The sequence below is a fragment of the Merdimmobilis hominis genome, assembly GCF_900104615.1.
Classification (GTDB): domain Bacteria; phylum Bacillota; class Clostridia; order Oscillospirales; family Ruminococcaceae; genus Merdimmobilis; species Merdimmobilis hominis.
Genome location: NZ_LT629939.1, coordinates 1,459,554 through 1,485,177, shown reverse-complemented (window position 1 = coordinate 1,485,177; position 25,624 = coordinate 1,459,554). Strand labels below are relative to the sequence as shown.

General features: G+C 58.9%; 31 protein-coding genes and 2 pseudogenes. 8 read left to right on the top strand and 25 right to left on the bottom strand.

Annotation, left to right across the window (positions count from 1 at the left end):
- Positions 1–17: 17 nt before the first annotated feature.
- The 3 genes from rplC to BQ5353_RS07135 all read right to left on the bottom strand — a co-directional run bounded on the left by rplC (position 18) and on the right by BQ5353_RS07135 (position 2,416).
- A complete protein-coding gene (rplC, locus tag BQ5353_RS07145; protein ID WP_054331315.1) occupies positions 18–650 on the bottom strand; it encodes a 50S ribosomal protein L3 in 633 nt (210 codons plus the stop codon).
- Between the two features lie 75 nt (positions 651–725).
- On the bottom strand, positions 726–1,037 hold the full coding sequence (gene rpsJ, locus BQ5353_RS07140; protein WP_054331553.1) for a 30S ribosomal protein S10: 312 nt from the start codon (positions 1,035–1,037) through the stop codon (positions 726–728).
- Positions 1,038–2,038: 1,001 nt separating this feature from the next.
- The gene (locus tag BQ5353_RS07135) at positions 2,039–2,416 is read right to left on the bottom strand and encodes a helix-turn-helix domain-containing protein (protein ID WP_054331314.1); all 378 of its coding nucleotides are present in this window, start codon (positions 2,414–2,416) and stop codon (positions 2,039–2,041) included.
- Between the two features lie 161 nt (positions 2,417–2,577).
- Between BQ5353_RS07135 and BQ5353_RS07130 the strand changes: the two genes are divergently transcribed.
- Both BQ5353_RS07130 and BQ5353_RS07125 read left to right on the top strand, forming a co-directional pair.
- Positions 2,578–3,027: a sigma-70 RNA polymerase sigma factor region 4 domain-containing protein gene (locus BQ5353_RS07130; protein ID WP_071427587.1), complete on the top strand. Its 450-nt coding sequence runs from the start codon at positions 2,578–2,580 to the stop codon at positions 3,025–3,027.
- An 85-nt stretch (positions 3,028–3,112) separates the two neighbouring features.
- Positions 3,113–3,382, top strand: a complete 270-nt coding sequence (locus tag BQ5353_RS07125; RefSeq protein ID WP_054331312.1) for a hypothetical protein — start codon at positions 3,113–3,115, stop codon at positions 3,380–3,382.
- A 92-nt stretch (positions 3,383–3,474) separates the two neighbouring features.
- Here BQ5353_RS07125 and proS read toward each other — a convergent pair whose 3' ends face one another.
- The 16 genes and pseudogenes from proS to BQ5353_RS07050 all read right to left on the bottom strand — a co-directional run bounded on the left by proS (position 3,475) and on the right by BQ5353_RS07050 (position 16,687).
- Positions 3,475–4,911 (bottom strand): proline--tRNA ligase, encoded by a 1,437-nt coding sequence (gene proS, locus BQ5353_RS07120; protein WP_071427585.1) that lies wholly within the window; start codon positions 4,909–4,911, stop codon positions 3,475–3,477.
- Between the two features lie 173 nt (positions 4,912–5,084).
- On the bottom strand, positions 5,085–5,318 hold the full coding sequence (locus BQ5353_RS07115) for an acyl carrier protein (RefSeq protein ID WP_054331311.1): 234 nt from the start codon (positions 5,316–5,318) through the stop codon (positions 5,085–5,087).
- A gap of 140 nt (positions 5,319–5,458) precedes the next feature.
- Positions 5,459–6,247, bottom strand: a complete 789-nt coding sequence (locus BQ5353_RS07110; protein ID WP_054331310.1) for an acetyl-CoA carboxylase carboxyltransferase subunit alpha — start codon at positions 6,245–6,247, stop codon at positions 5,459–5,461.
- Positions 6,244–7,107: an acetyl-CoA carboxylase, carboxyltransferase subunit beta gene (gene accD / locus BQ5353_RS07105; protein ID WP_054331309.1), complete on the bottom strand. Its 864-nt coding sequence runs from the start codon at positions 7,105–7,107 to the stop codon at positions 6,244–6,246. Before accD ends, BQ5353_RS07110 begins: the two co-directional genes overlap by 4 nt.
- Positions 7,108–7,126: 19 nt before the next feature.
- Positions 7,127–8,479 (bottom strand): acetyl-CoA carboxylase biotin carboxylase subunit, encoded by a 1,353-nt coding sequence (gene accC / locus BQ5353_RS07100; RefSeq protein WP_071427583.1) that lies wholly within the window; start codon positions 8,477–8,479, stop codon positions 7,127–7,129.
- A 15-nt stretch (positions 8,480–8,494) separates the two neighbouring features.
- A complete protein-coding gene (gene fabZ, locus BQ5353_RS07095; protein ID WP_071427581.1) occupies positions 8,495–8,929 on the bottom strand; it encodes a 3-hydroxyacyl-ACP dehydratase FabZ in 435 nt (144 codons plus the stop codon).
- A 10-nt stretch (positions 8,930–8,939) separates the two neighbouring features.
- On the bottom strand, positions 8,940–9,380 hold the full coding sequence (locus BQ5353_RS07090) for an acetyl-CoA carboxylase biotin carboxyl carrier protein (protein ID WP_054331308.1): 441 nt from the start codon (positions 9,378–9,380) through the stop codon (positions 8,940–8,942).
- A gap of 3 nt (positions 9,381–9,383) precedes the next feature.
- On the bottom strand, positions 9,384–10,622 hold the full coding sequence (fabF, locus tag BQ5353_RS07085) for a beta-ketoacyl-ACP synthase II (protein WP_054331307.1): 1,239 nt from the start codon (positions 10,620–10,622) through the stop codon (positions 9,384–9,386).
- Between the two features lie 18 nt (positions 10,623–10,640).
- A complete protein-coding gene (gene fabG / locus BQ5353_RS07080; RefSeq protein ID WP_054331306.1) occupies positions 10,641–11,384 on the bottom strand; it encodes a 3-oxoacyl-[acyl-carrier-protein] reductase in 744 nt (247 codons plus the stop codon).
- Positions 11,377–12,036: pseudogene (locus BQ5353_RS07075) on the bottom strand (DUF561 domain-containing protein); the annotation flags it as partial. The gene fabG (BQ5353_RS07080) and the pseudogene BQ5353_RS07075, both read right to left, overlap by 8 nt.
- Before the next feature lies 1 nt (position 12,037).
- Positions 12,038–12,268: pseudogene (locus tag BQ5353_RS12420) on the bottom strand (3-hydroxyacyl-ACP dehydratase FabZ family protein); the annotation flags it as partial.
- Positions 12,269–12,278: 10 nt separating this feature from the next.
- Positions 12,279–12,719, bottom strand: coding sequence for an acetyl-CoA carboxylase biotin carboxyl carrier protein (locus tag BQ5353_RS07070; protein WP_054331308.1), 441 nt, complete (start codon positions 12,717–12,719; stop codon positions 12,279–12,281).
- A gap of 3 nt (positions 12,720–12,722) precedes the next feature.
- Positions 12,723–13,961, bottom strand: a complete 1,239-nt coding sequence (gene fabF / locus BQ5353_RS07065) for a beta-ketoacyl-ACP synthase II (RefSeq protein ID WP_054331307.1) — start codon at positions 13,959–13,961, stop codon at positions 12,723–12,725.
- An 18-nt stretch (positions 13,962–13,979) separates the two neighbouring features.
- Positions 13,980–14,723 carry a 3-oxoacyl-[acyl-carrier-protein] reductase gene (gene fabG / locus BQ5353_RS07060; protein WP_054331306.1) on the bottom strand — a complete coding sequence of 248 codons (744 nt, stop codon included), beginning with the start codon at positions 14,721–14,723 and terminating at the stop codon, positions 13,980–13,982.
- Complete coding sequence (gene fabK, locus BQ5353_RS07055) at positions 14,716–15,669, bottom strand: enoyl-[acyl-carrier-protein] reductase FabK (RefSeq protein ID WP_054331552.1); 954 nt, start codon at positions 15,667–15,669, stop codon at positions 14,716–14,718. Before fabK ends, fabG (BQ5353_RS07060) begins: the two co-directional genes overlap by 8 nt.
- Positions 15,670–15,694: 25 nt before the next feature.
- Entirely contained in the window at positions 15,695–16,687 is a 993-nt protein-coding gene (locus BQ5353_RS07050) for a 3-oxoacyl-ACP synthase III family protein (protein ID WP_071427576.1), read from the bottom strand.
- A 445-nt stretch (positions 16,688–17,132) separates the two neighbouring features.
- Here BQ5353_RS07050 and BQ5353_RS07045 point away from each other — a divergent pair, with 445 nt between their 5' ends.
- Together BQ5353_RS07045 and BQ5353_RS07040 are read left to right on the top strand one after the other, a co-directional pair.
- Positions 17,133–18,056, top strand: coding sequence for an ACP S-malonyltransferase (locus BQ5353_RS07045; protein ID WP_071427572.1), 924 nt, complete (start codon positions 17,133–17,135; stop codon positions 18,054–18,056).
- A 72-nt stretch (positions 18,057–18,128) separates the two neighbouring features.
- Positions 18,129–18,626 carry a shikimate kinase gene (locus BQ5353_RS07040; RefSeq protein ID WP_054331303.1) on the top strand — a complete coding sequence of 166 codons (498 nt, stop codon included), beginning with the start codon at positions 18,129–18,131 and terminating at the stop codon, positions 18,624–18,626.
- A gap of 55 nt (positions 18,627–18,681) precedes the next feature.
- Here BQ5353_RS07040 and BQ5353_RS13405 read toward each other — a convergent pair whose 3' ends face one another.
- Together BQ5353_RS13405 and BQ5353_RS07035 are read right to left on the bottom strand one after the other, a co-directional pair.
- Positions 18,682–18,813, bottom strand: coding sequence for a hypothetical protein (locus BQ5353_RS13405; RefSeq protein ID WP_267888279.1), 132 nt, complete (start codon positions 18,811–18,813; stop codon positions 18,682–18,684).
- 40 nt (positions 18,814–18,853) lie between these two features.
- Positions 18,854–19,417, bottom strand: coding sequence for a hypothetical protein (locus BQ5353_RS07035; protein ID WP_054331302.1), 564 nt, complete (start codon positions 19,415–19,417; stop codon positions 18,854–18,856).
- A gap of 177 nt (positions 19,418–19,594) precedes the next feature.
- Here BQ5353_RS07035 and BQ5353_RS13485 point away from each other — a divergent pair, with 177 nt between their 5' ends.
- From BQ5353_RS13485 to BQ5353_RS07020, 3 genes are all read left to right on the top strand, one after another.
- The gene (locus BQ5353_RS13485) at positions 19,595–20,650 is read left to right on the top strand and encodes an ABC transporter substrate-binding protein (protein ID WP_143117182.1); all 1,056 of its coding nucleotides are present in this window, start codon (positions 19,595–19,597) and stop codon (positions 20,648–20,650) included.
- A 12-nt stretch (positions 20,651–20,662) separates the two neighbouring features.
- Positions 20,663–21,586 carry an ACP S-malonyltransferase gene (locus BQ5353_RS07025; protein ID WP_071427572.1) on the top strand — a complete coding sequence of 308 codons (924 nt, stop codon included), beginning with the start codon at positions 20,663–20,665 and terminating at the stop codon, positions 21,584–21,586.
- A gap of 72 nt (positions 21,587–21,658) precedes the next feature.
- Positions 21,659–22,156, top strand: a complete 498-nt coding sequence (locus BQ5353_RS07020) for a shikimate kinase (protein ID WP_054331303.1) — start codon at positions 21,659–21,661, stop codon at positions 22,154–22,156.
- A 55-nt stretch (positions 22,157–22,211) separates the two neighbouring features.
- Here BQ5353_RS07020 and BQ5353_RS13400 read toward each other — a convergent pair whose 3' ends face one another.
- Positions 22,212–22,343, bottom strand: a complete 132-nt coding sequence (locus BQ5353_RS13400; RefSeq protein WP_267888279.1) for a hypothetical protein — start codon at positions 22,341–22,343, stop codon at positions 22,212–22,214.
- Between the two features lie 40 nt (positions 22,344–22,383).
- Complete coding sequence (locus BQ5353_RS07015) at positions 22,384–22,947, bottom strand: hypothetical protein (RefSeq protein ID WP_054331302.1); 564 nt, start codon at positions 22,945–22,947, stop codon at positions 22,384–22,386.
- 408 nt (positions 22,948–23,355) lie between these two features.
- Between BQ5353_RS07015 and BQ5353_RS07010 the strand changes: the two genes are divergently transcribed.
- Entirely contained in the window at positions 23,356–24,267 is a 912-nt protein-coding gene (locus tag BQ5353_RS07010) for an ABC transporter substrate-binding protein (protein WP_054331301.1), read from the top strand.
- 57 nt (positions 24,268–24,324) lie between these two features.
- On the opposite strand, the gene BQ5353_RS07005 is transcribed toward BQ5353_RS07010, so the two are convergent.
- Positions 24,325–24,657 carry a hypothetical protein gene (locus BQ5353_RS07005; RefSeq protein ID WP_054331300.1) on the bottom strand — a complete coding sequence of 111 codons (333 nt, stop codon included), beginning with the start codon at positions 24,655–24,657 and terminating at the stop codon, positions 24,325–24,327.
- A 2-nt stretch (positions 24,658–24,659) separates the two neighbouring features.
- On the bottom strand, positions 24,660–25,619 hold the full coding sequence (locus BQ5353_RS07000) for a glycosyltransferase family 2 protein (protein WP_054331299.1): 960 nt from the start codon (positions 25,617–25,619) through the stop codon (positions 24,660–24,662).
- Positions 25,620–25,624: the final 5 nt, after the last annotated feature.

The window sequence follows — 25,624 nt, the reverse complement described above, 5'->3', positions numbered from 1 at the left end:
TGTGTTTTCCTCCTTCCTTACGCCTTCACGCTGTCGGTGATGAACACTACTCCGCCTTTGGGGCCGGGAATAGCGCCTCTAAGCGCGATCAGGTTGTTCTCGACATCGACCTTTACCACGTCCAGGTTCTGAACGGTGACCCGCTCAGCGCCCATGTGGCCGGGGAGGCCTTTGCCCTTGTAGACTTTGGACGGAGTGGAGTTAGCACCCATGGAGCCCGCATGTCTGTGAACAGGACCTGTACCATGTGTCTCTTTCAATCTGGAATACCCATGGCGTTTGATGGAACCGGCAAAACCTTTACCTTTGCTGGTGCCGCAAACATCCACGGCGTCGCCGACGGCGAAGGTGTCAGCCTTGATGATGTCGCCTACATTGATGGAAGAGCAGTCATCCAGCCGGAATTCCCGCAGCACTCTCTTGAGGGCGACGTCAGCCTTTGCAAAGTGGCCTTTCATGGGCTTGTTTGCATTTTTCTCGCTCTTGTCGCCGAAACCGATCTGCACGGCTTCATAACCGTCGTTTTCGATTGTCTTCTTCTGAACGACAACGCAAGGGCCTGCCTCAATGACAGTGACGGGGATTACTTTGCCTTTTTCGTCAAAAAGCTGGGTCATGCCAATCTTTTTGCCTACGATGCATTTTTGCATGTTTTCCTACCTCCTAAGGTTATTGGTTGGCGTCTTTCTGCCAACTTGACCCGCTGCCAAGACCTGTTTTTGAGATTACAGCTTAATCTCGATCTCGACACCGGCAGGGAGCTCAAGACCAGTGAGGGCTTCCACGGTTTTGTTGGAAGGTCTCAGGATGTCAATGAGTCTCTTGTGGGTTCTCATCTCAAACTGCTCACGGCTGTCTTTGTACTTGTGCACAGCGCGCAGGATGGTGACGATCTCTTTCTCGGTGGGCAGCGGGATCGGGCCGGATACCCGGGCGCCAGTGCGCTTCGCGGTCTCCACGATCTTCTCTGCTGCGGCATCCACCAACTGATGATCGTAACCTTTCAGTCGGATGCGGATTTTTTCTTTGACTGCCACTTTCATCGCCTCCTTGATAATTTGACTCGTTAGCGACGCTTTCTATACTGAACACCCCGCCGTGTGTTTCGCGGCCTGGCATAGAAAAAACCGGATAAACTTATGCCATTTTTGACACAGTTTAGCCGGGACTTTCGGTTTGTTTTTGACGCAAACCCATACCATTCCGCAGGGAAACACCCTTCGGTGACATAATGTCAGTATTTAAAGTCGCCCGGTTTAAAATCGGACATACTCAGCGAAAATTCCCCGCAAACAGCGGCCACCTCTCGCTTCATCGCATATCTGGTACCCTTTTACAGGGTGCCTGTGCAGTCACGCCTTATTATAATACATGATTCCGGGGCCGATTGCAAGGGTTTTTTCGCATTTTTTCGCGATTTTGGCGATTTTCTATTTTCGTTGGTTCCGAAGAAGATTCTAGGAACAATTTGTATACTTTATACAAAGGAAAAGGAGACTTTATCCAAGGGTACCACTTCTTAGGGTAGTTACCCTGGAACCCTGGTCTCCTGGGGCTTCCAGCCCCCGCACCCCAAGCCTAGGCAAGATTCCATCTTGGAATTGGTTTTATGGGGCGCTGCACGCCCCCAAACCCCCGTGGTTCCTTTCTGACGAGAGAAAGGAACCAAAGCTCGCCGGGGAGACCCCGGCCCCCCTTCGCGGCAATTAGTACGCTCGGAAAATCCTTCTTAGAGGCTCTCCACGCCTCGAGCGAAGGATTTTTCCGCTAACGCGGATGCCCTCGCGGGGCTGTAAAGAGTCTATTTTTCTCGGTAGCCACCCCCGGCAGAGGGGGATTTTTAAGGGGGGCCGGACTTCGCCTGTGCCGCGAGTAGTTCGGCCCCCCTTAAACACGCTTTTGGGTCCAGGGCCTTTTTCGTGCAAAAAGGCGCCTGGCCGGGGGTGCGGGGGCTGGAAGCCCCAGGAAGCTAGGTTACAGGGAAGCCTTCCCTGAAGAAAAAAGAAAACCCACAGCCAGGTTTGGGTGGCCATGGGTCTTATTGGTCTGTTTCATCTTGAGGGGCGCGTTTTTCGGCAGTGCGGATGGAATGGATTTGGGCCTTCACCGATGTAAGAACATCCTTTTGATAAACCGGCTCCAGCGCGGCGAGTAATGCCGTAACTTCACGAACATCTGAAAGAGGATCCCTCTCAGAAAGCAGGTAATCAGTCGTTGTGCCCAACGCCTTAGCTAGGTCTCGAAGGGTAGTTACTGATACTCCTCTTCTACCCTTCTCAATTTCCATAATGGTAAAGTCGGTAACACCGACTGCTTTTGCCAAATCCGCTCTTGAAATTCCCATTCCCTCTCTCAAAGAACGAACACGGCTGCTCAACGAAGAAATAATTTCCGGGTCGCCAACTTTCTTTGCCATACCATCACCTACCTTTAAGTATATGATAGTATGTACTGTTAAGATTGAAAATCTGGTTGAAAGTACTTATTTTAAGTACTATAAAGCTTGTGTCTCTGACATTTTTCGATTATAATACAAGTAAACTGACACGATACCTATAAAAAAGGAGGTTTGGCAAGATGGAGCAAGACCTTTCTATTCTCACTCCATTGCAAAAAGAGGTTTACCAATGGAAGGTAGAGCAAAAAAAGAGCTATAAAGGGGTAGCTGAGGAGCTGGGCCTTTCCCCCGATGTCGCCCGGAGGGTCTATCTGCGGGCCTGCCGCCGTCTGCGGGAGTGGAAGAATTACCATTTGGATCACCCGGAAAACGATGAGCCAGTGGCCATCCCCTTTACCCGTGGGGAACTGGAAGTCCTTCTAGGAGCGCTGCACGCCTTTGAAAAACGGCTCCTGAGACCTATTCGCCGCAACGATACCGATCCCTATGGCATGCTGCCCTACGCCGGGCTGGTAGCCGGGGAGCTCTGCGAGCGGATCCAGCTGCACCTCTATGGAGAGATTCAGCGCCACACCAAACTCCGCCCCGATGAAACCAGTGAAATCACCCTGATGGATAACTTCCTATAAGGGCGCCGGGACTTCATTTCGCCGCAGCCATGTGCTATACTAGGGGAAACAACCAAAGCAGCCACCCCCAAAGGAGGTTTTCCCGATGAGTAAAGTTCCCTCTCCCCGCCTGCCCAAGAAGCTGCGCCGCACTGTGGTATTTTGTGCAGCTTTAGCCGCTGTGTTCAGCTTGATCTCCGCGGCGATCCACTCCATGACCCTTTTGCGGATCAATTCCGTATTGAGCCAAGCCCAGCGGGCCTTCCCCAAGCTGGAGGAGGCTGCCGAGCTGTACATCCAAGCCAACAAAGCCCCCTCTGCCCGGGAGAAGAAAATGGTTTTCCCCCAGGCAAAAAGCCCAGAGAAAAAGGGCTGATTCCTCAAACAGGCATGCCAAGGTTTGGCCGCGAAGAGCAAATAAGCAAAAAAGGGAGCCCATCCGGTGGATGGGCTCCCTTTTGGTTTTATTTAATAGGCTTTGCCCCAAACCACCATGGATTTGGCGGGCTTGCCGCAGCAGACGCACACGTCGGAGAGATGCTCCTGCTCAAAGGGCATGCAGCGGCTGGTGACGCCGGCCTGCTCTTTCAGCTTCATCTCACACTCCAAGTCGCCGCACCACATGGCTTTGATAAAGCCGGATTTCTCGTTGGCCAGCTGGATCATCTCCTCCATGCTGGTGGCGGTGTAGGTGCGGTTCTCCCGGTTCTCCAGGGCCCGCTGGTAGAGGCCGTCGTGGACGGCTTTCAAAAGCTCGGGGATTTTCTCCTCCAGCTGATCCAGGGGGACGATGGTTTTTTCCCGGTTGTCCCGGCGGACCAGGACACACTGGTTGTTTTCGATGTCCTTGGGGCCGATCTCCAGCCGCAGGGGGACACCTTTCATCTCATACTGGGCAAACTTCCAGCCGGGGCTGTTGTCGCTGGCGTCGCACTTGACCCGGCAGATGGCCGAGAGGCGCTTGCGGAGCTCTTCGGCTTTGTCCAAAACGCCCTCCTTGTGCTGGGCGATGGGGACGATGACCACCTGGATGGGGGCCACCGCGGGAGGCAGGGCCAAGCCGTTGTCGTCGCCATGGGTCATGATGATGGCGCCGATGATCCGGGTGGACATGCCCCAGGAGGTCTGGTGGGGGTAGGCGGGTTTGTTGTCCCGGCCCTGGAAGGTGATGTCAAAGGCCCGGGCAAAGCCGTCCCCGAAGTAGTGGCTGGTGCCGCTCTGGAGGGCTTTGCCGTCGTGCATCATGGCCTCGATGGTGTAGGTGGCCTGGGCGCCGGCGAACTGCTCTTTCTCAGTCTTACGGCCTTTCAGCACCGGGATGGCCAGGTATTCCTCGCACATCCGGGCGTAGATGTTCAGCATCCGCTCGGTCTCGGCCATGGCCTCCTCGGCGGTTTCATGCATGGTGTGGCCCTCCTGCCACCAGAACTCGGTGGTCCGCAGGAAGGGGCGGGTGGTTTTCTCCCACCGCACCACCGAACACCACTGGTTGTACAGCATGGGCAGATCCCGGTAGGAGTTGATGATGTGGGAGTAGTGCTCGCAGAACAGCACCTCGGAGGTGGGGCGGACGCACAGCCGCTCAGTCAGCTTCTCTTGGCCGCCCTGGGTAACCCAGGCGACTTCAGGGGCAAAGCCCTCCACATGGTCCTTCTCCTTCTGCAGCAGGCTTTCCGGGATGAGAAGGGGCATCATGACGTTTTCATGGCCGGTTTCTTTAAACATGCCATCCAAAATATCCCGGATATTTTCCCAGATTGCACAGCCGTAAGGCCGGATGATGGTGCACCCCTTGACGCTGGAATAGTCGGCCAGGTCGGCCTTGCGCACCACGTCGGTGTACCATTTGGCGAAGTCCACATCCATTGAGGTGATGGCTTCCACCATCTTCTTTTGCTCTGCCATAGCGTTTCCTCCGATTCTTTTATCGTTCGCTCGCAAATTGCGATGGGTTTTTATAGAATATCTTTCATTATATCGGGTTCCCCAGCAAAATTCAAGGCCACAGGCCGGTTTGGATCCCTCTTTTGCCAACAAAAAAGGGCGCACCAGCGTGCGCCCCACGGCTTGACATCCCCTTATTGGGCGATGTTGTCCTCGATGTACTTGACGACGTCGCCGACGGTTTTGATGTTCTCAATCTCCTCGTCGGGGATCTCGATGTCAAACTCGTCCTCCAGGCTCATGACCAGGTCCACAACGTCCAGGGAATCAGCGCCCAGGTCGTCGGCGATGGAAGCCTCCATGGTGACAACGCCTTCTTCCACATCCAGCTGGTCAACCAAAATGTCCTTTACTTTCTCGAATACCATATACAGGTTCCTCCTCGATACATTTTCTGTGATTCCAGTTGCCGGCGCACGGCAAACCTTAGGAATTGTATGGCGGCAGAGCCGCCGGGGGTGCAGCGAAAAAATGGCTGCAGAAAAGCATTTTTTGGCCTTAGATCGGGCTATTCCAAGAACTGGCCGATCTTACGAAACTTATCATACCTGTTTTGCAGCAATTTATCAATAGGAATTTTAAGATAATTTGAAATTGTTTGAGAAAGGTAATCGTCGATGGCCCTGGCCATCCCGGCAGGGTCGGCATGGGTCTCCGGTTCTGGGATGATGGTTTCCGCGATCCCCAGTTCCAATAGGTCCTGGGCGGTGATCCGCAGCATTTCGGCGGCCTCCTTCTCCCGGGAGGGGTCTTTCCAGAGGATGCTGGCGCAGCCCCGGGGGGAAATCACCGAATAGACGGCGTTTTCCATCATGGCCAGCTGGTCGCAGACCCCCAGGGCCAAAGCCCCGCCGCTGCCCCCCTCCCCCAGCACGATGGAGAGGATGGGGGTTTTTAGAGTCATCATCTCATAGAGGCACCGGGCGATGGCTTCACCCTGACCTCGCTCCTCCGACTCCATGTCGCAGAAGGCGCCGGGGGTGTCGATGAACAAAATCACCGGCCGGCGGAATTTCTCTGCCTGGCGCATCAGCCGCAGGGCTTTGCGGTACCCTTCGGGATGGGGCATGGCGAAGTTGGCCCGCTTGTTCTCCTCCAAGTTGCGGCCCTTCACCTGGCCGATCACCGTCACCGGGGTGCCCCGGTACCGGGCGATCCCCCCCAGGATGGCCGGATCGTCCCCGTACAGCCGGTCCCCGTGGAGCTCCACGAAGCCGTCAAACAAAAGGGGGATGTAGTCCCGGATGGTGGGCCGGTTTTTGCTTCGGATCAGTTCAATCCGGTCCCATGTGGTCATCTTCTCTCACCTCCCCGGTGCAGGGCCAGCAGGTGGCCCAGCGCATGGCGCAGCTCCCCCCGGCTCACGATTTCATCCACAAACCCGTGGCTTCTCAAAAACTCCGCCGATTGGAAATCCTCCGGCAGCTTTTGCTTGATGGTCCCTTCGATGACCCTTCTCCCCGCAAACCCGATGAGGGCCCCGGGCTCTGCCAGGATGATGTCCCCCAGGGAGGCAAAGCTGGCGGTGACCCCGCCGGTGGTGGGGTCGGTGAGCACCGTCACATACAAAAGGCCGGCGTCGCTGTGGCGCTTGGCCGCACCGGCAGTTTTGGCCATCTGCATCAAGCTGAGCATTCCCTCCTGCATCCGTGCGCCGCCGCTGGCGGTGAAGAAGACGATGGGCAATCCCTTTTCCAGGGCGGTTTCAAAGGCGCGGGTGATCCGCTCCCCGGCGGCCGAACCCATGGAGGCCATCATAAACCGGCTGTCCATCACCCCGATGACGCAAGGGCTTCCCTGGATGGAACAGATCCCGGTGACCACGGCGTCCAACAGGCCGGTGGCCCGGCGGGTGTTCTCCAGTTTGCGGGGGTAATCCTCAAAGCCGATAGGGTCGCAGGCCATCAGGCTGCCATCCAGCTCCCGGAAGGAGCCGGGGTCGGCGGTGAGGCGGACCCGCTCCCAAGCGGTGAGGCGGGCGTGGTGGCCGCATTTGCGGCAGACTTTGCCGTTTTCCTCAAACTCATCCATCAGCATCACCGCCCGGCACTTGGGGCATTGGAACAAGAGGTTCTGGGGCACATCCATGTCGGAGGTCTTTTTCTTCCCCTCCACGGCGGCCCGCTTTTTTACCTTGCCGAACAAATCTTGCAGCACCTAGGATCCCTCCTTCCAGTTACGGCTGGTATTGGAACCGGCCGCTCATCAAATATCCGTTGTCGTACTCCCCCGATTGGAACTCCGGGGTGCCGATCAATTGAAGCTGAAACTCGATGTTGGTGTCCACCCCATCCACCAAAAACTCCGCCAGGGCCCATTTCATCTTGGCGATGGCCTCCTTGCGGGTGGGGGCGAAGGCGATCAGCTTGCCGATCATCGAATCGTAGTAGGGCGGGATGGTATATCCCGCGTAAACCGCGCTGTCGATGCGGATGCCAGGCCCGCCGGGCAGGTACAGCCCCTCGATCTTGCCGGGGCTGGGCCGGAAGTCCAAGGCCGGGTTCTCGGCGTTGATCCGGCACTCGATGGCGTGGCCCCGCATCTCAATGTCCTTCTGGGCAAAGGGGAGGGGGTGGCCGTCAGCGATGAGGATCTGCTGCTTCACCAGGTCCACCCCGGTCACTGCTTCCGTTATGGGGTGTTCCACCTGGATGCGGGTATTCATCTCCATAAAATAGAAATGGCCGCTCCGGTCCAGAAGGAATTCGATGGTCCCTGCCCCTTCATAGCCCACCGCAAGGGCGGCTTTGACGGCGGCTTCCCCCATCCTTTGGCGGAGGGGTTCGTCCACCGCTGGGCTGGGGCATTCCTCCAGTACCTTTTGGTTGCGGCGCTGCATGGAGCAGTCCCGCTCCCCCAGGTGGACGGCGTTCCCCTGCCGGTCGCAGAGGATCTGGATTTCCACGTGACGGGGGTTTTCGATGAACTTTTCCAGGTAGATGCCGTCGCTGCCGAAGAAACTTCCCGCCTCCTGTTTGGCGGCCAGGATAGCCCCTTCCAGCTCATCGGGGGAAAGGACCTTCCGGATGCCCCGGCCGCCGCCCCCGGCGCTGGCTTTGACCATCACCGGGTAACCGATCTCCCCGGCGATCTTTTTGGCTTCCTCCACCGAGGAAATCTCCCCGTCGGAGCCGGGCACCACCGGAACCCCGGCGGCCTTCATGGTCTTTTTCGCCTGGGCCTTGTCCCCCATAGCATCCATGGCCTCGGGACTGGGGCCGATGAAGGTCACCCCGCACCGGGCACACAGCCGGGCAAAGGCCGCGTTCTCCGACAAAAAGCCGAAGCCCGGGTGGACTGCATCCGCCCCGGAGAGGTCGCAGGCGGCTAAGATCGACTGCATATTCAAATAGCTGTCCTTAGAGGGAGCGGGCCCCACACAGACCGTCTCATCGGCGATCTGGGCGTGGAGGGCGGTGCGGTCCGCCTCGGAGCAGACAGCCACCGTGGGGATGCCCAGCTCCCGGCAGGTGCGGATGATCCGCACCGCGATCTCCCCCCGGTTGGCGATTAACACTTTGGAAAACATGGCTTTTTCCTCCCGCTACCGGTCGCCCAAGGCAAAGGTGATCTCCGCCGTGACCATCCGCTTGCCGTCGCAGGTGGCGGTGGCTTTCCCCACCCCGATGGAGCCCCGGTTTTTGATCATCTCCACCTCCAGGCGCAGGGTCATCCCCGGCTCCACCGGCTTGCGGAATCGGGCGTTGTCAATGCCGGCAAAGAGGGCCAGCTTGCCCTGGTTCTCCGGCAGGGAGAGGGCGCAAACCGCCCCGGCCTGGGCCAGCATCTCAATGACCAGCACGCCAGGGGTCACCGGGTGGCCGGGGAAATGGCCCCGGAACCAGTCCTCATCCTCCCGGATGTGCTTGGTGGCCACCACCCGGATGCCGGGCTCCAATTCTTCCACCGTGTCGATGAGGAGGAAGGGGTCCCGGTGGGGGATGATCTCCTTGATCTGTTCCTGATTGTACAGCGGCATGGGGCGCCTCCTATTCCAGCCGCAGGATGGGCTGGCCGTATTCCACCGGGTCGCCGTCCTGGACATAGTATTCGGCCACCACCCCGTCGAACTCGCTGGCGACCTCGTTCATCAGCTTCATGGATTCTATAATATAGAGGGTATCCCCCTTCTTCACCTGGGACCCCACTGGCGCAAAGGCCGGCTTCTCCGGCGCAGGACGGGAATAGAAGGTCCCTACAATGGGGCTTTTTACCTCCCGGCCCGCGGGCTTCTGAGGAGCCCCTTGGGGAATTTCCTGGGGAATGGGCACAGCCCCAACAGCCGCCGGAACCGGGGTTGCTTGGCGCTGTTCCCCCTGGATTTCCAGCTTAAAGTCCCCCTGTTCGATTTTAAAGGAGGACAGGTGCTTCTCAGACACCAGCTCGATCAAATCCCGGATGGAGTCCGGGGTGAAATTCAGTTCGCTCATGGTCTATTCCTCCCAATGTTTCAAGAGAAGGGCGGCGTTCTGCCCGCCGAAGCCCAGGGAGTTGGAGAGGGCATATACCGCCTGTTTCTCCCGGGCCATTTTGGGGATGTAGTCCAGATCGCACTCCTCGTCGGGCACCTCTAAATTGGCGGTGGGGGGCAAAATTCCCTCCTGGAGGGCCTTGGCGGTGAGGATGGCCTCCACCCCACCGGCCGCTCCCAGCATGTGGCCGGTCACCGACTTGGTGGAGCTGACGGCCAGCCGGTAGGCATGCTCCCCAAACACCCGTTTGATGGCAGCAGTCTCCACCAGGTCATTCAGGTGGGTGCTGGTGCCGTGGGCATTGATGTAATCCACCGCCTCCGGGGCGACGCCCGCTTCCGACAAGGCGAACTCCATGGCTTTGGCGGTTCCCTTTCCCTCGGGGTCGGGGCTGGTCATGTGGTAGGCGTCGGCGGTGGCGCCATAGCCCACCACTTCTGCGTAAATTTTAGCCCCCCGGGCTTTGGCGTGTTCCAGTTCCTCCAGCACCAGGATGCCGGAGCCCTCGCCGATGACAAAGCCGCCCCGCTCCTTGTCAAAGGGGATAGAAAGGCGGTTGGGGTCCTCCCCCGTGCAGAGGGTTTTCATATTGTCAAACCCGGCGATGGGCAGCAGGCTGATGGTCGCCTCCGCCCCCCCGGCCAGGGCCGCGTCTAAGTAATTGTTTTTGATGGCGTGAAACGCCTCGCCGATGGCAGTGGTGCCCGAGGCGCAGGCGGTCACCGCAGCGAAGTTGGCTCCCTTGTAGCCGAACTCCATGGCAACGGTGCCGGGGGCCATGTTGGCGATCATCATGGGGACAAAGAAGACCGATACCTTCCCCGGCCCTTTTTCCAGCATTTTGCGGTGTTCCTCCTGGATGGTGTCACAACCGCCGATGCCGCTGCCGATGATTACGCCCACCCGGTAGGGGTCCAAGTCCGAAAGGGAGCCGGCGTCGGCCATGGCCTGTTTGGCGGCGGCCAGGGCAAACTGACAGTACCGGTCCATCCGGCGGGCGTCTTTTTTGCCGATGCCGAAGGCGGCGGGGTCCCAATCCTCAATGGCGGAGACCAGCTTGACCCCCACGTCCTTGGGGTCGAAATAATTGGACAGCGGCGTGAAATGGGGGCGGCCCAGCCGGGCGCTCTCCCACAGGCTGTCCACCGATAGGCCGGCGGGTGTCACCGCGCCCATGCCTGTGATGACAACTCTTCTCATGCTCTTCCTACCTCTCTCTTACAGCATCATGCCGCCGTCCACCTCAATCACCTGGCCGGTGATGTAGGAGGCATCCTCCGAAGCGAGAAATGCCACAGCGGCGGCCACTTCCTCTGCCGAGCCAAACCGCTTGAGGGCAGTGGTGGCGGTGACAGTGTCCTTCATCTCTTGGGGGAGATCCTTCGTCATGGCGGTGTCAATAAAACCGGGGGCCACCGCGTTGACGGTGATGCCCCGAGCCCCCAGCTCCTTGGCGGCGGACTTGGTCATCCCCACAATGCCGGCCTTGGAGGCGGCGTAGTTGACCTGCCCGGCGTTGCCGTAAAGGCCCACCACCGAGGAGAGGTTGACAATTTTACCGCTTTTCTGGCGCATCATCACCGATCCAGCGTGGCGCATCATGTTGAAGGCGCTTTTCAGGTTGGAGGCGATGACTTGGTCGAACTGCTCCTCCTTCATCCGCACCAGGAGGCCATCCCGGGTGATGCCCGCGTTGTTGACCAGCAGGTCGATGGAGCCAAACCGCTCCTTGACCTCTTTCACCAGGGTTTCGCAGGCGGCAAAGTCGGAGACGTCGGCAGCAAAGCACTGGGCTTCCACCCCAAAAGAACGGCACTGTTCTGCGACAGGCTCCCCTTTCTGGGCGCAGGATTCCGGTGTGCGGCAGTGGACTGCGACGTTATATCCCTCTTTGGCAAGGCGCAGGGCGATGGCCGCGCCGATCCCCTGGCCGGAGCCGGTGACGATTGCTGTTTTAGCCAAGTGTAATCCCCCTCTTCTCGGTGAATGTTTTCAGGTATTCTTCGGTGGAGGCCATCAGATCCCCCACAATTTTCGCCGCAGGCTGAATCTCTTTGACCATCCCGGCGATCTGGCCGGACATGAAGGTCCCCTCCTCCATGTTGCCATCCTGCACCGCTTTGCGGTAGGAGCCGACGGTGGCGTTCTCAATGGCTTCAAACCCGGCATCCGCTTTCTCCATCTCCAGGATCCGGCGGGTAAATTTATTTTTTAAGGAGCGCACCGGATGGCCGTTGGCCCGGCCGGTGACCACCGTGTCGGTGTCCTTTGCATCTAAAACCAATTGCTTATAGTCGGGATGGGCAGGGGATTCCTGGGCACAGATAAAGATAGTCCCCAACTGGACCCCTTCTGCCCCCAGCATCAAGGCAGCCGAAACCCCCCGGGCATCGGCAATCCCCCCGGCGGCAATGACAGGGATGTTCACCGCATCCGCCACCTGGGGCACCAGGGCCATAGTGGTCAGTTCCCCAATGTGGCCGCCCGCCTCGGTCCCTTCGGCGATGACGGCGTCGGCGCCTGCCCGCTCCATCCGGCGGGCCAGGGCCACCGTGGGCACCACCGGGATGACCTTGATCCCCGCGGCCTTCCAACCTTCGATGTATTTGCCCGGNCAGGGAGAGGGCGCAAACCGCCCCGGCCTGGGCCAGCATCTCAATGACCAGCACGCCAGGGGTCACCGGGTGGCCGGGGAAATGGCCCCGGAACCAGTCCTCATCCTCCCGGATGTGCTTGGTGGCCACCACCCGGATGCCGGGCTCCAATTCTTCCACCGTGTCGATGAGGAGGAAGGGGTCCCGGTGGGGGATGATCTCCTTGATCTGTTCCTGATTGTACAGCGGCATGGGGCGCCTCCTATTCCAGCCGCAGGATGGGCTGGCCGTATTCCACCGGGTCGCCGTCCTGGACATAGTATTCGGCCACCACCCCGTCGAACTCGCTGGCGACCTCGTTCATCAGCTTCATGGATTCTATAATATAGAGGGTATCCCCCTTCTTCACCTGGGACCCCACTGGCGCAAAGGCCGGCTTCTCCGGCGCAGGACGGGAATAGAAGGTCCCTACAATGGGGCTTTTTACCTCCCGGCCCGCGGGCTTCTGAGGAGCCCCTTGGGGAATTTCCTGGGGAATGGGCACAGCCCCAACAGCCGCCGGAACCGGGGTTGCTTGGCGCTGTTCCCCCTGGATTTCCAGCTTAAAGTCCCCCTGTTCGATTTTAAAGGAGGACAGGTGCTTCTCAGACACCAGCTCGATCAAATCCCGGATGGAGTCCGGGGTGAAATTCAGTTCGCTCATGGTCTATTCCTCCCAATGTTTCAAGAGAAGGGCGGCGTTCTGCCCGCCGAAGCCCAGGGAGTTGGAGAGGGCATATACCGCCTGTTTCTCCCGGGCCATTTTGGGGATGTAGTCCAGATCGCACTCCTCGTCGGGCACCTCTAAATTGGCGGTGGGGGGCAAAATTCCCTCCTGGAGGGCCTTGGCGGTGAGGATGGCCTCCACCCCACCGGCCGCTCCCAGCATGTGGCCGGTCACCGACTTGGTGGAGCTGACGGCCAGCCGGTAGGCATGCTCCCCAAACACCCGTTTGATGGCAGCAGTCTCCACCAGGTCATTCAGGTGGGTGCTGGTGCCGTGGGCATTGATGTAATCCACCGCCTCCGGGGCGACGCCCGCTTCCGACAAGGCGAACTCCATGGCTTTGGCGGTTCCCTTTCCCTCGGGGTCGGGGCTGGTCATGTGGTAGGCGTCGGCGGTGGCGCCATAGCCCACCACTTCTGCGTAAATTTTAGCCCCCCGGGCTTTGGCGTGTTCCAGTTCCTCCAGCACCAGGATGCCGGAGCCCTCGCCGATGACAAAGCCGCCCCGCTCCTTGTCAAAGGGGATAGAAAGGCGGTTGGGGTCCTCCCCCGTGCAGAGGGTTTTCATATTGTCAAACCCGGCGATGGGCAGCAGGCTGATGGTCGCCTCCGCCCCCCCGGCCAGGGCCGCGTCTAAGTAATTGTTTTTGATGGCGTGAAACGCCTCGCCGATGGCAGTGGTGCCCGAGGCGCAGGCGGTCACCGCAGCGAAGTTGGCTCCCTTGTAGCCGAACTCCATGGCAACGGTGCCGGGGGCCATGTTGGCGATCATCATGGGGACAAAGAAGACCGATACCTTCCCCGGCCCTTTTTCCAGCATTTTGCGGTGTTCCTCCTGGATGGTGTCACAACCGCCGATGCCGCTGCCGATGATTACGCCCACCCGGTAGGGGTCCAAGTCCGAAAGGGAGCCGGCGTCGGCCATGGCCTGTTTGGCGGCGGCCAGGGCAAACTGACAGTACCGGTCCATCCGGCGGGCGTCTTTTTTGCCGATGCCGAAGGCGGCGGGGTCCCAATCCTCAATGGCGGAGACCAGCTTGACCCCCACGTCCTTGGGGTCGAAATAATTGGACAGCGGCGTGAAATGGGGGCGGCCCAGCCGGGCGCTCTCCCACAGGCTGTCCACCGATAGGCCGGCGGGTGTCACCGCGCCCATGCCTGTGATGACAACTCTTCTCATGCTCTTCCTACCTCTCTCTTACAGCATCATGCCGCCGTCCACCTCAATCACCTGGCCGGTGATGTAGGAGGCATCCTCCGAAGCGAGAAATGCCACAGCGGCGGCCACTTCCTCTGCCGAGCCAAACCGCTTGAGGGCAGTGGTGGCGGTGACAGTGTCCTTCATCTCTTGGGGGAGATCCTTCGTCATGGCGGTGTCAATAAAACCGGGGGCCACCGCGTTGACGGTGATGCCCCGAGCCCCCAGCTCCTTGGCGGCGGACTTGGTCATCCCCACAATGCCGGCCTTGGAGGCGGCGTAGTTGACCTGCCCGGCGTTGCCGTAAAGGCCCACCACCGAGGAGAGGTTGACAATTTTACCGCTTTTCTGGCGCATCATCACCGATCCAGCGTGGCGCATCATGTTGAAGGCGCTTTTCAGGTTGGAGGCGATGACTTGGTCGAACTGCTCCTCCTTCATCCGCACCAGGAGGCCATCCCGGGTGATGCCCGCGTTGTTGACCAGCAGGTCGATGGAGCCAAACCGCTCCTTGACCTCTTTCACCAGGGTTTCGCAGGCGGCAAAGTCGGAGACGTCGGCAGCAAAGCACTGGGCTTCCACCCCAAAAGAACGGCACTGTTCTGCGACAGGCTCCCCTTTCTGGGCGCAGGATTCCGGTGTGCGGCAGTGGACTGCGACGTTATATCCCTCTTTGGCAAGGCGCAGGGCGATGGCCGCGCCGATCCCCTGGCCGGAGCCGGTGACGATTGCTGTTTTAGCCAAGTGTAATCCCCCTCTTCTCGGTGAATGTTTTCAGGTATTCTTCGGTGGAGGCCATCAGATCCCCCACAATTTTCGCCGCAGGCTGAATCTCTTTGACCATCCCGGCGATCTGGCCGGACATGAAGGTCCCCTCCTCCATGTTGCCATCCTGCACCGCTTTGCGGTAGGAGCCGACGGTGGCGTTCTCAATGGCTTCAAACCCGGCATCCGCTTTCTCCATCTCCAGGATCCGGCGGGTAAATTTATTTTTTAAGGAGCGCACCGGATGGCCGTTGGCCCGGCCGGTGACCACCGTGTCGGTGTCCTTTGCATCTAAAACCAATTGCTTATAGTCGGGATGGGCAGGGGATTCCTGGGCACAGATAAAGATAGTCCCCAACTGGACCCCTTCTGCCCCCAGCATCAAGGCAGCCGAAACCCCCCGGGCATCGGCAATCCCCCCGGCGGCAATGACAGGGATGTTCACCGCATCCGCCACCTGGGGCACCAGGGCCATAGTGGTCAGTTCCCCAATGTGGCCGCCCGCCTCGGTCCCTTCGGCGATGACGGCGTCGGCGCCTGCCCGCTCCATCCGGCGGGCCAGGGCCACCGTGGGCACCACCGGGATGACCTTGATCCCCGCGGCCTTCCAACCTTCGATGTATTTGCCCGGGTTTCCGGCACCGGTGGTGACCACCGCTACCTGCTCGTCGATGACCATTTGGGCTACTGCCGGGGCGTTGTCGCTCATCAGCATAATGTTGACTCCAAAGGGCTTGTCGGTGAGGGACTTGGTCTCCCGGACCATTTCCCGCACCACCTCCACCGGGGCGTTGGAGGCGGCGATGATGCCCAGGCCGCCCCCTTCGGATACGGCCGCGGCCAGTTTGGCGTCGGCAATCCAGGACATGCCGCCCTGGAAAATGGGGTACTCAATCCCCAGAAGCTCAGTCAGTTTGGTTTTCAGCATGGCGTATTTCCTTCTTTCCTCGTTACTCCCAGCGCAGCAGCACCGCGCCGCTGGTCAGCCCCGCGCCGAATCCCACGGCACAGACAAGCATCCCCGGCTGTATTGCACCCTTTTGAAGGGCCTCGTCCATGGCGAGGGGGATGCTGGCGCTGGAGGTGTTCCCCAGCTGCTCCAAATTCAAATAGGCCCGCTCCATGGGCAGACCCAGCAGCTTCATAGCGGTTTCCACAATCCGAACATTGGCCTGGTGGGGGATTACAAGATCTATCTCCTCCACCTCAATCCCTGCCTGGAAACACGCGGCGCGAACCTCCTGGGCCATTGTCTTGGTGGCAAAGCGGTAGACCTCCCTGCCGTTCATGTGGAGCTTCTCCCCCTGGAAAATCTCCGGCATTTCCGGCGCCAGGGCTGGGTCGGCAAAGGGGTTTTCCGCTGGTTCCCCGTGGGCAGCATACAGAGAGCTCGCCCCCATGCCGTCGGCGGACAGATGGGAGGAATAAAGGCCCTCCCCCCGCTCCACCACACAGGCAGAGGCCCCATCCCCAAAGAGGACACAGGTGGAACGGTCGGTGTAATCGGTGATGGCGGAAAGCCGCTCGGCGCTGATGATCAGGACACGGTCCACCCCTCCGGTGTACAGATACCGGCGGGCCATGTCCAAAGCGGCCACAAAACCGGAACAAGCACAGTTGAGATCCAGGGCAAAGGCATTGTGGGCCCCCAAATGGGCCTGGGCGATACAGGCCAGAGCCGGGGTGTAATATTCTGGGGTCACGGTGGTGAACAATATCAAGTCGATGGAAGCGGCATCTATCTTTCCCCGCTCCAAAGCGTCTCTGGCCGCCAGGACTCCCATCCACCAGGTGGGTTCCCCGCTGGATACCCGCCGCTCCCGCACCCCGGTGTGGGAGACGATCCACTCGTCGCTGGTCTCCACCAGCCGCTCAAAATCCTGATTCTTCACCACTTGGGCGGGCAGATAGCACCCCATGACGCTGATGTGTATTCCCTGCATACCCTGCCTCCTTTTCTAAAAATGAAGCTTGACAAAAAGTGTAACAACCGTTACAATATTTGTCAAGCCCTAAATTGTTTGAAGTTCAAAGTTTACCTGCAAAAAATGTTCCGCTAAAGGCGGAATTCTTTTCCATAATACTTTGATATTCAAAGTTTGTCAACCTCTTTTTCGTTGGGCAAGGCAAAATGTTACAATTGCGCAACATCTTGCCCTATTGCGCCGCCTTTTTCCTGCTGGGTTGTCTCCCGTTTTGAGACGGACTAGGTTTCCCTCTGTAAGCTTGTCCCACAAGGATTTTCGCTCTGTTTCTTTGGCAATATTGTGCCGCGAAGATCCTGCCAATTTTCAATTTGACGTTTTGGTTCCAACCATCTGCACAATGAGGGTTCTTCCCCACTGGCCGTGTACACGGCCAGTGTTATCATCTTAGGAGGATCGTTTTATGTCAAAAACCGCCTTTTTATTCAGTGGGCAGGGGTCCCAGTACCCTGGCATGGGCAAGGAGCTCTTTGAGCAGTTTCCCGCCTGCCGCCAAGTGTATGAGTGCGCTGGTGATATCCTGGGCTACGACGTGGCCAAACTCTCTTTTGAGGGCAGCGAGGAGGATATCTCCCGCACCATCTATTCCCAGCCCTTGATTTATACCCATTCCATGGCTGCCTACTATGCGGTCCAGGAGATCTGCCCTCCGCCCCAAGGGGTAGCCGGCCACTCCCTGGGGGAGTACGCCGCCCTGACGGTGGGTGGGGCCCTCTCCCTGGAGGACGGCCTGCGGGCTATCTCCGCCCGTGCCAAGGCCATGGACCGGGCTACCCAATCGGCCCGGGGCGCCATGTTTGCCATCTTGGGAAGCGATCTGGAAACGGTGGACAGGGTCTGCCAAGAGACCCCCGGATTTGTTCTTCCAGTCAACCTCAACTCCCCCAGCCAGACGGTGATCGCCGGTGAGGAAGGGCCCGCCGCCCAAGCCGCCGCCACCCTGGCCGCCCAAGGGGCCAAAGCGGTCCGCCTCTCGGTGCAGAGCGCCTTCCACACAACGATGATGGCCCCCGCGGCCCAGGAACTGGAAGAGGCCCTGCAAGCCCTGGATTTTCATCCCCTCGCCCTGCCTTTCTATTCCAACCTGACCGGTGGTAAGTTGGAATCCCTTGATGCCCCCGCTGAATATCTCTGCCGCCACATGGTTTCCCCCGTCCGGTTCACCGAAGAGGTGGAAGCCATGCTAGCCGATGGCTTCACCACCTTTGTGGAACTGGGCCCTGGCCGGGTGCTGTCCACCCTTATCCGCCGCACCCACCGGGAGGCCGTTGTTTTCAATGTAGAGGACGGCAAAAGCTTCGCGAAACTGGCGGCTTCCCTGAAATAGCCCTTGCCCCCGGCCCAAACCCGTGGTATACTAACCACCGGGCCTGCAAATTGGGATGAAAGGGGGCATTTTATGCAAGAAAGAGCCATTGTTCTCAGCGGCTTCATGGGCTGCGGCAAAACCACTGTGGGCAAAGCGCTGGCCGAGGCCCTCTCCCGCCCCTTCTGCGACCTGGACGATGAGATCGCCCGGCGGGCTGGCATGCCTATCCCTCGGATTTTCGACGCCTTAGGGGAGGACACCTTCCGCCAATTGGAGCGGGAGGCCCTTGGCAGCCTCCCTTCCCTGGAAGGGTTTGTGGTGGCCTCCGGCGGTGGGGCGTTCACCTTCCCCGACAACTGGGAAGCGGCCAAAGAGCACGCCCTGGTGGTCTTTCTGGACGCGGACTTCCCTACCTGTTACCACCGGGTCAAGGATTCTGACCGGCCCATTGTCCGGCGCAGCACCCCCCTCCAGCTGGAAGAGCTGTTTCGCTCCCGGTACCCCCTCTATCAAGCCCACTGCCACCGGACGGTGGACGCCTCCCCCCTGCCTCCCCAGGTGGTGAGTTCTATCCGGGCGCTTCTGTAAATGAAAAACCTCCCCAGGAGAGATTCCCCTGGGGAGGTTTCTTGCTTTCTTGGTCCTACAGATCCTCTTCCCGTTCGTCAAATACCACATAGCGGTCTTTGGACTCCTGATAGGCGAAGCTGATGAGTCCGCAGGCCAAAGCGACAGCCCCAAGGGCAGTCAAAGTGAGTTTCATAAGCGTTTTCATTGGGTATTCCTCCTTGCAGTTGCCGTCCTGACCATTTTTCTTACCGGGTAAACGCAAACTCCCCAAAGAACCTTTCCCCATAAGGGTCGATGCTCTGGAAATCCACCGGGAAGAAACAGCCCTGGTGGAAATATGCCTCATCGTCGCAGGTTTTATACAGGTTTCCCCGGACGGTGTCCCCTTGCTGAAACTGATCCCGGCCAAAAATACGCCGGATCTCCCCCCAGGGGAGCAGGTATTGGCCGCCCCAATACACCCCTTGCAGGTCCTCCCCGCACAAAGGGTGGACCTCCACCGGCTGCTCCTCCAGAACCCTGTCCCCCGCCCAGATGGAAAGGCGGGCAGAGCCATTGCCAAAGAGGGCGAGGTCCAGGTGTTTTCTCTGGCCGGGACAGAGGTTCAGGCAGACCCGCTGGACGCTTTTGGGGGAGACCTCCAGCTCAAAGGCCCACAGGTAGAGATGGAGCCCCTCCTCATTGACGCAGAGCCGGAACTGGGCAAAGGGGCGGTAATCCCGTTTTTCCAGGGGATAATTTACAATTTTGCCCACCGGCAACGAATCCAGCTGAGGGCGTCCATCCACAATAGTGATTGGGTATGCCATTGTTTCACAACCTTTTCCTTTGAATTTGTGGAGAGGGGTTCCCTGCCAGCAACCACCTCTTCCATGTGGGGCCTTCGCCGCCGGGCAAGCGCTGTACGGGGCCGGCAGAAAATTCTCCCCAGATTTCTATATTTCATATTGTAGCATGAAACGGTCCGTTTGTCATCGGTATCTAGTATGGCGGATTTGGGACGATTTTCCCACTGGGAGCCGCAAAAATTTTCGCCCTTTCCCCCACTTTATAAAAAGAGGATTTTCCACCAGATCCCCACGGGCGGTGGAAAACCGGCCTTTTCATTGACAGCCCTCTTATCCTGGTTTACAATAAGAGGGAATTTTGACCCCGCAAGGCGGGTTCCCGCTTCCCTTCCGCCATCCACCACCATCCATGAAACAAAGGGGACCTTTATGAAACAGAAAAAACTTCTCTGCGCTTTTCTGGCCGCAACGGTTGCCCTTGGCTTAACCGCCTGCAATTTGGGCCAGTCCGGCAAGACCCAGGAGGCCAGTTACCCCATTACCGTAGGCACCGCCAACCTGGCACAGCAGCCGGATTTTGTCGTCTCCCTCTCCCCCATGCTCACCCGAACGATGGAGGATTTGGGCCTCTCGGGCCGGCTGACCGGGGTCAGCAGCTTTGACCAGGAGCTGACTGCCGATTGGGAGGATTCCCCTGCCTTCTGCGGCACTGCCCAGTTGCCGGACCTGGACGCCATCCGCGGGGCAAAGCCTGCCTTGGTGCTGACCCAAACCCCTTTGGCAGAGCACGACCTGGTAAAGATCCAGCAGATGGGGGCAGAAGTGCTGGTGCTTTCCCCCGCCACCTCCATCGAGGGGATGAAGGAAAACTACCGCCAGCTGTTCCTCGCCCTATGGGGGGAGACAGAGGGCGCCCGCCGGTCGGAGCGGTTCAACCAGTACCTGGACCGCAAAATCCAAAACATCCAAACCGCTCTGGCCCAGTCGGAGACCGAAACTGGCCGCACCGCCCTCTATCTGCGGGAACTGCCCTCCACCGGCGCNCGCCTTTTTCCTGCTGGGTTGTCTCCCGTTTTGAGACGGACTAGGTTTCCCTCTGTAAGCTTGTCCCACAAGGATTTTCGCTCTGTTTCTTTGGCAATATTGTGCCGCGAAGATCCTGCCAATTTTCAATTTGACGTTTTGGTTCCAACCATCTGCACAATGAGGGTTCTTCCCCACTGGCCGTGTACACGGCCAGTGTTATCATCTTAGGAGGATCGTTTTATGTCAAAAACCGCCTTTTTATTCAGTGGGCAGGGGTCCCAGTACCCTGGCATGGGCAAGGAGCTCTTTGAGCAGTTTCCCGCCTGCCGCCAAGTGTATGAGTGCGCTGGTGATATCCTGGGCTACGACGTGGCCAAACTCTCTTTTGAGGGCAGCGAGGAGGATATCTCCCGCACCATCTATTCCCAGCCCTTGATTTATACCCATTCCATGGCTGCCTACTATGCGGTCCAGGAGATCTGCCCTCCGCCCCAAGGGGTAGCCGGCCACTCCCTGGGGGAGTACGCCGCCCTGACGGTGGGTGGGGCCCTCTCCCTGGAGGACGGCCTGCGGGCTATCTCCGCCCGTGCCAAGGCCATGGACCGGGCTACCCAATCGGCCCGGGGCGCCATGTTTGCCATCTTGGGAAGCGATCTGGAAACGGTGGACAGGGTCTGCCAAGAGACCCCCGGATTTGTTCTTCCAGTCAACCTCAACTCCCCCAGCCAGACGGTGATCGCCGGTGAGGAAGGGCCCGCCGCCCAAGCCGCCGCCACCCTGGCCGCCCAAGGGGCCAAAGCGGTCCGCCTCTCGGTGCAGAGCGCCTTCCACACAACGATGATGGCCCCCGCGGCCCAGGAACTGGAAGAGGCCCTGCAAGCCCTGGATTTTCATCCCCTCGCCCTGCCTTTCTATTCCAACCTGACCGGTGGTAAGTTGGAATCCCTTGATGCCCCCGCTGAATATCTCTGCCGCCACATGGTTTCCCCCGTCCGGTTCACCGAAGAGGTGGAAGCCATGCTAGCCGATGGCTTCACCACCTTTGTGGAACTGGGCCCTGGCCGGGTGCTGTCCACCCTTATCCGCCGCACCCACCGGGAGGCCGTTGTTTTCAATGTAGAGGACGGCAAAAGCTTCGCGAAACTGGCGGCTTCCCTGAAATAGCCCTTGCCCCCGGCCCAAACCCGTGGTATACTAACCACCGGGCCTGCAAATTGGGATGAAAGGGGGCATTTTATGCAAGAAAGAGCCATTGTTCTCAGCGGCTTCATGGGCTGCGGCAAAACCACTGTGGGCAAAGCGCTGGCCGAGGCCCTCTCCCGCCCCTTCTGCGACCTGGACGATGAGATCGCCCGGCGGGCTGGCATGCCTATCCCTCGGATTTTCGACGCCTTAGGGGAGGACACCTTCCGCCAATTGGAGCGGGAGGCCCTTGGCAGCCTCCCTTCCCTGGAAGGGTTTGTGGTGGCCTCCGGCGGTGGGGCGTTCACCTTCCCCGACAACTGGGAAGCGGCCAAAGAGCACGCCCTGGTGGTCTTTCTGGACGCGGACTTCCCTACCTGTTACCACCGGGTCAAGGATTCTGACCGGCCCATTGTCCGGCGCAGCACCCCCCTCCAGCTGGAAGAGCTGTTTCGCTCCCGGTACCCCCTCTATCAAGCCCACTGCCACCGGACGGTGGACGCCTCCCCCCTGCCTCCCCAGGTGGTGAGTTCTATCCGGGCGCTTCTGTAAATGAAAAACCTCCCCAGGAGAGATTCCCCTGGGGAGGTTTCTTGCTTTCTTGGTCCTACAGATCCTCTTCCCGTTCGTCAAATACCACATAGCGGTCTTTGGACTCCTGATAGGCGAAGCTGATGAGTCCGCAGGCCAAAGCGACAGCCCCAAGGGCAGTCAAAGTGAGTTTCATAAGCGTTTTCATTGGGTATTCCTCCTTGCAGTTGCCGTCCTGACCATTTTTCTTACCGGGTAAACGCAAACTCCCCAAAGAACCTTTCCCCATAAGGGTCGATGCTCTGGAAATCCACCGGGAAGAAACAGCCCTGGTGGAAATATGCCTCATCGTCGCAGGTTTTATACAGGTTTCCCCGGACGGTGTCCCCTTGCTGAAACTGATCCCGGCCAAAAATACGCCGGATCTCCCCCCAGGGGAGCAGGTATTGGCCGCCCCAATACACCCCTTGCAGGTCCTCCCCGCACAAAGGGTGGACCTCCACCGGCTGCTCCTCCAGAACCCTGTCCCCCGCCCAGATGGAAAGGCGGGCAGAGCCATTGCCAAAGAGGGCGAGGTCCAGGTGTTTTCTCTGGCCGGGACAGAGGTTCAGGCAGACCCGCTGGACGCTTTTGGGGGAGACCTCCAGCTCAAAGGCCCACAGGTAGAGATGGAGCCCCTCCTCATTGACGCAGAGCCGGAACTGGGCAAAGGGGCGGTAATCCCGTTTTTCCAGGGGATAATTTACAATTTTGCCCACCGGCAACGAATCCAGCTGAGGGCGTCCATCCACAATAGTGATTGGGTATGCCATTGTTTCACAACCTTTTCCTTTGAATTTGTGGAGAGGGGTTCCCTGCCAGCAACCACCTCTTCCATGTGGGGCCTTCGCCGCCGGGCAAGCGCTGTACGGGGCCGGCAGAAAATTCTCCCCAGATTTCTATATTTCATATTGTAGCATGAAACGGTCCGTTTGTCATCGGTATCTAGTATGGCGGATTTGGGACGATTTTCCCACTGGGAGCCGCAAAAATTTTCGCCCTTTCCCCCACTTTATAAAAAGAGGATTTTCCACCAGATCCCCACGGGCGGTGGAAAACCGGCCTTTTCATTGACAGCCCTCTTATCCTGGTTTACAATAAGAGGGAATTTTGACCCCGCAAGGCGGGTTCCCGCTTCCCTTCCGCCATCCACCACCATCCATGAAACAAAGGGGACCTTTATGAAACAGAAAAAACTTCTCTGCGCTTTTCTGGCCGCAACGGTTGCCCTTGGCTTAACCGCCTGCAATTTGGGCCAGTCCGGCAAGACCCAGGAGGCCAGTTACCCCATTACCGTAGGCACCGCCAACCTGGCACAGCAGCCGGATTTTGTCGTCTCCCTCTCCCCCATGCTCACCCGAACGATGGAGGATTTGGGCCTCTCGGGCCGGCTGACCGGGGTCAGCAGCTTTGACCAGGAGCTGACTGCCGATTGGGAGGATTCCCCTGCCTTCTGCGGCACTGCCCAGTTGCCGGACCTGGACGCCATCCGCGGGGCAAAGCCTGCCTTGGTGCTGACCCAAACCCCTTTGGCAGAGCACGACCTGGTAAAGATCCAGCAGATGGGGGCAGAAGTGCTGGTGCTTTCCCCCGCCACCTCCATCGAGGGGATGAAGGAAAACTACCGCCAGCTGTTCCTCGCCCTATGGGGGGAGACAGAGGGCGCCCGCCGGTCGGAGCGGTTCAACCAGTACCTGGACCGCAAAATCCAAAACATCCAAACCGCTCTGGCCCAGTCGGAGACCGAAACTGGCCGCACCGCCCTCTATCTGCGGGAACTGCCCTCCACCGGCGCCACTGGAGGCACCCTGGAAGGGGAGCTGCTGGAACTATTGGGCTTTGAAAACGCCGCTGGGTCCGATTCTGGCTGGAAGATTTCCGAGGGCCTCACTCCCGACGTGGTCTTCTACAGCAACACCCTCTCAGCAGACGGGGTGAAAACTGCCTACCCCAATGCCCAGCTCATCGAGGTGGATCCTCTTCTCTTTGAGCAGCAGAGCCCCAGCCTCCTGTTCCAGCTGTTCCGCTTGGGACACGAAGTATACCCGGACAGCTTTGTTATCACCCCGGAGGAAGACCCGGAGGTATTCTAACCACCCTTGCCACGCAGATGGGGAGGGGGCCGTATGGCCCCCTCCCCTTTTTGTCGTCTACACGCCCAAAATCCAAAAATCACACCTTGGTTCGGGGCTTTCCACCAACCACTGCTCCACACCGTCAAAAAACGCCCGACGGGTGGGCTCCTTCTCCAAACAGGCTTCCCGGACGGCTTTCCACTGCTCCACGGTCACCCGTTGGGGACCGTAGTAAGCAAAGGCGGGAAAAACCCGGTTCAGGTAAGGCCCCAACTCCCACAGGCTTTCCGCATCCACATAGAGGGAGTCGGTCCGCCAGTGCTGGGGGGAAGACTCGTCATACCCATAGGCAAATTCATAGACATCGTGGCCATGCTGCTCCATCTCATTAAAATGCATCAGCCTCAAGGCTATCCTCTTTCCTCTTGGTCCTTTAAAAAGGTTTCGATGATGTATTTGGGCCGGGCTTTGACCTCTTTGTAAATCTTGCCTACATATTCGCCCACCATTCCAAGGGCCATCAGCTGGATGCCCCCCAGCAGCCAGAGGGAGCCGCAGAGCACCCCAAACCCGGAGACGCCCCATCCCAGCAGCCACAGCACCAGCAGCACCAAAAGGGCCAGGCCGGAAATACCGGTCATCAGCACCCCCAGCCCCAGGATAAAGGAGATGGGCTTGACGCTGAAAGAGGTGATGCCGTCAAAGGCAAAGGAGAGCATCTTTTTTAAAGGGTATTTGGATTCCCCGGCAAACCGCTCGCTGCGCTCGTAGGTCACCACCGCGGATTTATAGCCGATTAAAGGGACAATGCCCCGCAAAAACAGGTTGACCTCCCGGAACTGGGCAAGTCCTTCCAGCGCCCGGCGGCTCATCAGCCGGTAGTCGGCGTGGTTGTCCACAATGTCCACCCCCAGGGCCTGCATCACCTTATAAAAGCCCTCGGCGGTGGTCCGTTTGAACCAGGTATCCGTCTCCCGCTTGGAGCGCACCCCGTAGACAATGTCGCAGCCATTTTGGTATTCCAGTACAAACCGGTCGATGGCATCCACATCGTCCTGGAGGTCGGCATCCAGGCTGATGGCCATGTCGCACAACTCTTTGGCGGTCATCAGCCCAGCCAGCAGGGCGTTTTGATGCCCCTTGTTCCGGGAGAGCTTCAGCCCCAGGAACCGGGGATCCTCCTGGTGGAGGCGGGAGATAATCTCCCAGGTTTTATCCCGGCTGCCGTCGTCCACAAATAGGATGCGGCTTTTTTCATCCACCAAGCCCTCCAAGACCATCCCCTCCAGCTTTTCCTTCAGCCGGCGGGATGTCTCGGGCAGGACTTCTTCCTCATTGTAGCAGGGCACCACCAAATATAAGGTATCCATGGGGT

Excerpts from the sequence above, each read along its gene's own strand:
- rplC (WP_054331315.1), bottom strand. The coding sequence starts at position 650 with ATGCAAAAATGCATCGTAGGCAAAAAGATTGGCATGACCCAGCTTTTT.
- BQ5353_RS07135 (WP_054331314.1), bottom strand. The coding sequence starts at position 2,416 with ATGGCAAAGAAAGTTGGCGACCCGGAAATTATTTCTTCGTTGAGCAGC.
- BQ5353_RS07130 (WP_071427587.1), top strand. The coding sequence starts at position 2,578 with ATGGAGCAAGACCTTTCTATTCTCACTCCATTGCAAAAAGAGGTTTAC.
- BQ5353_RS07125 (WP_054331312.1), top strand. The coding sequence starts at position 3,113 with ATGAGTAAAGTTCCCTCTCCCCGCCTGCCCAAGAAGCTGCGCCGCACT.
- proS (WP_071427585.1), bottom strand. The coding sequence starts at position 4,911 with ATGGCAGAGCAAAAGAAGATGGTGGAAGCCATCACCTCAATGGATGTG.
- BQ5353_RS07115 (WP_054331311.1), bottom strand. The coding sequence starts at position 5,318 with ATGGTATTCGAGAAAGTAAAGGACATTTTGGTTGACCAGCTGGATGTG.
- BQ5353_RS07110 (WP_054331310.1), bottom strand. The coding sequence starts at position 6,247 with ATGACCACATGGGACCGGATTGAACTGATCCGAAGCAAAAACCGGCCC.
- accC (WP_071427583.1), bottom strand. The coding sequence starts at position 8,479 with ATGTTTTCCAAAGTGTTAATCGCCAACCGGGGGGAGATCGCGGTGCGG.
- fabZ (WP_071427581.1), bottom strand. The coding sequence starts at position 8,929 with ATGCCGCTGTACAATCAGGAACAGATCAAGGAGATCATCCCCCACCGG.
- BQ5353_RS07090 (WP_054331308.1), bottom strand. The coding sequence starts at position 9,380 with ATGAGCGAACTGAATTTCACCCCGGACTCCATCCGGGATTTGATCGAG.
- fabF (WP_054331307.1), bottom strand. The coding sequence starts at position 10,622 with ATGAGAAGAGTTGTCATCACAGGCATGGGCGCGGTGACACCCGCCGGC.
- BQ5353_RS07070 (WP_054331308.1), bottom strand. The coding sequence starts at position 12,719 with ATGAGCGAACTGAATTTCACCCCGGACTCCATCCGGGATTTGATCGAG.
- fabF (WP_054331307.1), bottom strand. The coding sequence starts at position 13,961 with ATGAGAAGAGTTGTCATCACAGGCATGGGCGCGGTGACACCCGCCGGC.
- BQ5353_RS07050 (WP_071427576.1), bottom strand. The coding sequence starts at position 16,687 with ATGCAGGGAATACACATCAGCGTCATGGGGTGCTATCTGCCCGCCCAA.
- BQ5353_RS07045 (WP_071427572.1), top strand. The coding sequence starts at position 17,133 with ATGTCAAAAACCGCCTTTTTATTCAGTGGGCAGGGGTCCCAGTACCCT.
- BQ5353_RS07040 (WP_054331303.1), top strand. The coding sequence starts at position 18,129 with ATGCAAGAAAGAGCCATTGTTCTCAGCGGCTTCATGGGCTGCGGCAAA.
- BQ5353_RS13405 (WP_267888279.1), bottom strand. The coding sequence starts at position 18,813 with ATGAAAACGCTTATGAAACTCACTTTGACTGCCCTTGGGGCTGTCGCT.
- BQ5353_RS07035 (WP_054331302.1), bottom strand. The coding sequence starts at position 19,417 with ATGGCATACCCAATCACTATTGTGGATGGACGCCCTCAGCTGGATTCG.
- BQ5353_RS07025 (WP_071427572.1), top strand. The coding sequence starts at position 20,663 with ATGTCAAAAACCGCCTTTTTATTCAGTGGGCAGGGGTCCCAGTACCCT.
- BQ5353_RS07020 (WP_054331303.1), top strand. The coding sequence starts at position 21,659 with ATGCAAGAAAGAGCCATTGTTCTCAGCGGCTTCATGGGCTGCGGCAAA.
- BQ5353_RS13400 (WP_267888279.1), bottom strand. The coding sequence starts at position 22,343 with ATGAAAACGCTTATGAAACTCACTTTGACTGCCCTTGGGGCTGTCGCT.
- BQ5353_RS07015 (WP_054331302.1), bottom strand. The coding sequence starts at position 22,947 with ATGGCATACCCAATCACTATTGTGGATGGACGCCCTCAGCTGGATTCG.
- BQ5353_RS07010 (WP_054331301.1), top strand. The coding sequence starts at position 23,356 with ATGAAACAGAAAAAACTTCTCTGCGCTTTTCTGGCCGCAACGGTTGCC.
- BQ5353_RS07000 (WP_054331299.1), bottom strand. The coding sequence starts at position 25,619 with ATGGATACCTTATATTTGGTGGTGCCCTGCTACAATGAGGAAGAAGTC.